Annotated in this window: 7 protein-coding genes and 1 pseudogene; 1 reads left to right on the plus strand and 7 read right to left on the minus strand. The window is 62.6% G+C overall.

The genetic code is table 11. The annotated features are described in order from the left end of the window. Positions 1-436: 436 nt before the first annotated feature. Positions 437-856, minus strand: a complete 420-nt coding sequence (locus NKI16_RS33770; RefSeq protein ID WP_352924777.1) for a hypothetical protein — start codon at positions 854-856, stop codon at positions 437-439. A gap of 203 nt (positions 857-1059) precedes the next feature. Here NKI16_RS33770 and NKI16_RS33775 point away from each other — a divergent pair, with 203 nt between their 5' ends. Next, the gene (locus NKI16_RS33775; RefSeq protein ID WP_023737084.1) at positions 1060-1233 is read left to right on the plus strand and encodes a hypothetical protein; all 174 of its coding nucleotides are present in this window, start codon (positions 1060-1062) and stop codon (positions 1231-1233) included. A gap of 21 nt (positions 1234-1254) precedes the next feature. On the opposite strand, the gene NKI16_RS33780 is transcribed toward NKI16_RS33775, so the two are convergent. From NKI16_RS33780 to NKI16_RS33805, 6 genes and pseudogenes are all read right to left on the minus strand, one after another. Further along, entirely contained in the window at positions 1255-2016 is a 762-nt protein-coding gene (locus NKI16_RS33780; protein ID WP_352924781.1) for a hydroxymethylpyrimidine/phosphomethylpyrimidine kinase, read from the minus strand. Further along, positions 2007-2612 (minus strand): thiamine phosphate synthase, encoded by a 606-nt coding sequence (locus NKI16_RS33785; protein ID WP_352642954.1) that lies wholly within the window; start codon positions 2610-2612, stop codon positions 2007-2009. The genes NKI16_RS33780 and NKI16_RS33785 overlap by 10 nt, the downstream gene beginning before the upstream one ends. After that, the gene (locus tag NKI16_RS33790; protein WP_352798275.1) at positions 2609-3382 is read right to left on the minus strand and encodes a thiazole synthase; all 774 of its coding nucleotides are present in this window, start codon (positions 3380-3382) and stop codon (positions 2609-2611) included. The genes NKI16_RS33785 and NKI16_RS33790 overlap by 4 nt, the downstream gene beginning before the upstream one ends. A 1-nt stretch (position 3383) precedes the next feature. Beyond that, on the minus strand, positions 3384-3581 hold the full coding sequence (thiS, locus tag NKI16_RS33795; RefSeq protein WP_023679205.1) for a sulfur carrier protein ThiS: 198 nt from the start codon (positions 3579-3581) through the stop codon (positions 3384-3386). Further along, a complete protein-coding gene (gene thiO, locus NKI16_RS33800; RefSeq protein ID WP_352924779.1) occupies positions 3550-4551 on the minus strand; it encodes a glycine oxidase ThiO in 1002 nt (333 codons plus the stop codon). The genes thiS and thiO overlap by 32 nt, the downstream gene beginning before the upstream one ends. After that, positions 4548-4774 (minus strand): annotated as a pseudogene (locus NKI16_RS33805) (phosphomethylpyrimidine synthase ThiC); the annotation flags it as partial. The gene thiO and the pseudogene NKI16_RS33805, both read right to left, overlap by 4 nt.

Consider the following 4774-nt stretch of genomic DNA (forward strand, 5'->3'; position numbering starts at 1 on the left):
CACCACCGTGCCATGGCCGCTCGCCCCTCAGAGCAAGCGCCGTTCTCTCTCCAAAACTTTTTGCAGAACCTTCAGCACACTATCTCTGAATGAACCGAATTTGGCGGTCTGACCGGCCGAACAGATAGCTGTCTGCTGACCCAACGACGTGTTCGTTTATTGGCCTAATGCCAAACCCAGACGCTGCCGCGCGCGGGATCATGTCTGTACCGCAATGCGGGCAAGAGCCCCCGAAACCCGCTTGCGGGCGGAATCTTCGCCCATCGACCAATGCGTTACGCATGGCACCTTTCCCGGCAATGCAGATATGTGGCAGAATTTATGGCCGGGAGCGGGAGCGAAGATATATGCGAGGGTAAAACCTTGGCGTGCTTATCGTTGGGCGCGATCACTGAGAATGGCCTTTTCAAACCAATCAGGAACCTGTTGCTGCCACCTACGGCATTGCCGGGACGTCGCGCCAGAACGCGACAATCGCGTCTGAGAACGTCTGGAACTGGTCATCGCTCACCTTGAGGTGCGTGTGGTTCAGCAGTTTCTCTGACCACGGCGGCCGAGTGCCTTTGAGCGGATCGTCTAGATACTCGGAGCAGGTTTTCTTCAGGTCATCCAGCGATTTTCCGGCGCCGTCCTTGTAGACGTTGACCACCAACCGGCACGCATCGAGCGTCTTGAAGTAGTCCGTGCTTCGGACTTTCCAGCCGAAACTTTCCAGGAGGTCTGCAATCTTGGCGAAATCCGCTGACCAGACCTTCGCAGCTGCCGTATCCCCTCGATGCCAGTGTCGTAATTCGCGGACCAGCCAGTCCCGCAGCTGTTTGTCCCACTCGTGGAACATCCCTGCGGTGACACTCAACCGGGTTTGGTCGCGTATGCCGCTCAGGAGCTGGTAGAACTCAACGCCGGCGTCGCGAGCAGCCTCGTAGAAATCCCCGGAATCGTCTCAAACCGGCCTTTGCTTTGCTCCAGCACTGCGGGGCCAGATCCGGCGGCCCCCGCCGCGCTGAAATGCCTCGCTCCTGCGGCCTCACACTCGCCAGGAGGCACAAGTGCATCCCCATGCCTGACTGGCAGTGCGCTTCGCCGCAGGAAGAGTCCCGTTACTTTCCCGGCCTGGCAGGGCAGCTTGTCTCGGCGCCGCTGAATTCCGATCTGCAAAGCGGCCTCATCCCGTCACGCCCTGTGAAAAAAGGGCAGGAGGGCTACGGCTTCCATTTCAGCGTCAGCCGCTGAACGCTTGAGCCGGCTCTACGGCTATTCGGCTGGGGTTTTCCGAAGCTTTTCTAACACAAAGAGCTTGCCCTGGCGCACGGCGTACTCGATTGATTGCGCCTTCGCCAGATGTGCCGCAATCGAGCTGGCCAGCATGCAGCCCGTCCCGCGCATCGATGCGGCAAGACGCGGCGTGTCAAAGCGGACTGGTTCGTGATCGGGGCGCAACAGAATATCGGTTGATTGCGGTCCCGATGCATGGCCGCCCTTGATCAGCAGAGCCCGCGCGCCGGCTGCCAGCAATTCTTGGCCTTGCCACACTACGCCGTCCTCATCCACTGCCCGCTCCGAGCCAACAAGGAGTGCCAGCTCGAAGAGATTGGGGGTGACCAGACGGCAAAATGGCATCAGATCGCATTTCAGGGCGGCGATGGCGCCGGCTTCCAGGAGCGCCCGGCCTGACGTCGACGCCAGCACCGGGTCGAGCACTGCCGGCACCTGCGGATTTTCGCGCAGCACTCCGGCAACCGCAATGACGATCTCCACCGTGGCGAGCATCCCGATCTTGATGGCCGCCACTTTGTTGGCCTGCAACCCCGCACGCATCTGACCGGCCACCAGACCGGGTTGCATAGAGTGGATTTCCATGACCGCATGGTGCGTCTGCACCGTTAGCGCTGTGACGGCCAGGCAGGTGCGCACGCCAATGGAAGAGATCGTGTCGATATCGCGTGCAATTCCAGCCCCACCGCTGGAGTCTGATCCGCCGACCACGAGCACATGCGGTTCTCGCCTCAGCGCCATGGCTTTGTCTTTTCGATCCATTCTCGCGTGCGCGCTTCGGGATCGGCATTCAACGTGATGTCGGTCACCACTGCCGCGCTGTCCGCACCAGCCGCGAAGACACCGTCGAGCCGGTCAGGGGTGAGGCCGCCTATGGCGACCAATGGGATCGGCGCCACCCGATGCTTCCACTCGCTGATCTGCTCGAGCCCTTGCGGCGCCCACTTCATCTGCTTCAGGATGGTGGGATAGATGGGGCCGAGCGCGATATAGTCGGGCTCGGCAGCGATGGCCGTTTCCAGTTCTAGATGATCGTGCGTGGAAAGCCCGAGCTTCAATCCGGCGTACTTGATCGCCAGCAGGTCGGCCGCAGCCAAATCCTCTTGGCCGAGATGGACGAAGTCGCAGCCTTCCTCGATTGCCGTGCGCCAATAGTCGTTGACGATCAGTTGGCAACCATGGACCGCGCAGACGCCGTTCGCGCGGCGGATTTCCGTCCGCAGCGTGGCCTCGTCCCTATCCTTGATGCGCAGCTGCACCAGCTTGACGCCGAGCGGCACCAGCCGTTCGATCCAGGCAGCGCTGTCGACGATCAGGTAGAAGGGATCGAGCTTCATGAAAATACTGCCCTGCCGATGGTCGGTGTCGATGGCATTGCGACGTCGCGCGGTTCGAGCAGCCCGGAGCTGAAAGCTTCACGACCGGCCTCGACCGCCTTGCCGAACGCGCGCGCCATGCCGACCGGATCGGCCGCCCTGGCGACCGCCGTGTTCAGGAGCACGGCGTCAAAGCCGAGTTCCATGACAGTCGCCGCGTGCGACGGCCGTCCGAGCCCCGCATCCACAATCAGCGGAACGCCCGGGAAATGCCCGCGCATCGAGCGCAGCGCAGTGATGTTGATGGGTCCGAGGGCGGAACCGATCGGCGCGCACCACGGCATCAAGACCTTGCAGCCCGCGTCCAGCAGCCGCTCGGCAACGACAAGATCGTCGGTAGTATAGGGGAATACAGCAAAACCGTCCTCGCACAGGATGCGGGCGGCTTCGACCAGACCGAACACATCCGGCTGCAGGGTGTCGTGGTTGCCGATCACTTCGAGCTTGACCCAGCTCGTACCGAAGACTTCGCGCGCCATCTTCGCGGTCGTGACCGCTTCCTTGACGGAGTGGCAGCCAGCAGTGTTGGGCAGGATTCTGACGCCGAGCGAGCGGATCAACGACCAGAATTTTTCGCCGGCCCTGCCGCCTGCCATTTCACGGCGCAAGGAGACGGTCAGCACCGACGTGCCCGACGCCTTGACCGCATCGGAAAGGATAGCCGGCGAAGGATATTGAGCCGTGCCGAGAAGCAGGCGGGAGGGAAGCGTCGTCCCGAGAAGTTCGAACATGTTAGCCTCCCTGCATCGGCGAGAGGATTTCGATCCGGTCGCCGTCGTTCAATTGGAATTCCGCCCGGCTGGCTTTGTGCACGAGGTCGTTGTTGACGGCGGTCGCGAGCCAATCGCCCTCATAGTCAAGCGCGGCAAGCAGCTCGGCCAGCGTGGTGGCGGCAACCTCATGCACTTTGCCGTTGACCATCAGTTTCATGAGCAAGCTCCTTGGTTCCGTCTTGATTGAAAGCCAGGTCGGCAGCCTGGCGCGCCATGGCGGGAGCTAGGAGAAAACCGTGACGATAGAGCCCGTTGATCGCGATGATCTCACCGTTCGTTTCGGCGCGCGGCAAATTGTCGGGAAAGGCTGGACGGACGCCAACACCGGTTTCAACGATCTCGGCCTCGCCAAAGGCCGGATGGAGGGCATAGGCGGTACCCAGAAGCTCCATCATGGAGCGCGCCGTGACCGGTCTGGCGGACCGGCTTTCAATCATCGTCGCACCAATCATGAAACGGTGGTCGGTGCGCGGCACTGCATAGAGTGGAAAGCGCGGATGCAGCAGCCTGACCGGGCGCGACAGCGAGGTATCAGGGGTGCGCAGGATGAGCATTTCGCCGCGAACGCCGCGCAACCTGTCATCGGCGGCTGCCATTCCCGTGCAATCGATCTGACGATCGAAACCAAAAACATGCTGGGCGTCGGCGCCGAAGTGGAATTCGACACCCATGGCCGCGAGCTTGTCATGAAGCGCTGCCATCGCCTGGCGCGGATCGAGATGGCCCTCATCGGGAAAGAGCAGTCCGCGGCGGAAGCGGCCGGCTAAGTCGGGCTCCAGCAAGGCAATTTCATCTTCCTCGACGCGCCGATAGCCCGACGTGCGGCTGGCGAACCGGTCGAGCTCGCCCGCATCGCGCGGCGCGGCCACGACCAGCGTTCCCCGTCGTGTTACCAAGCCGGGCGTTGCGGCGTCCCACCAGTCGGCGGCGTCGCATCCGAGATCCAGCACCGGCTGCTCGGCGCTTTCACGCTCGCACCATGGCGCCAACATGCCACCGGCGAACCACGACGCATTGCCCCCAAGGCCAGGCCTTGTCTCGGCAACGGAAACCGCCGCGCCGCGTGCGGCGAGCTCGAAGGCCGCGGTGAGGCCGGCAACGCCGGCCCCTTTGACCAGCACCTTCATGATGGCTCATGCGCCTGTGGCGAAAGCGGTGCGCCGGTCTCGTCCGCCGGCACGTAGAGATCGCCGCCCTCGCGGTATTTCGCCGCCATCGCCGCCATGCCCTCCTTCTGCGCTTCGGCGCGGATGTCGTGGGAAATTCGCATCGAGCAGAATTTCGGTCCGCACATCGAGCAGAAATGCGCCAGCTTGTGCGCCTCCTTGGGCAAGGTCTGGTCGTGGAAGG

The organism is Mesorhizobium sp. M0698 (genome assembly GCF_040320455.1).
GTDB lineage: Bacteria > Pseudomonadota > Alphaproteobacteria > Rhizobiales > Rhizobiaceae > Mesorhizobium.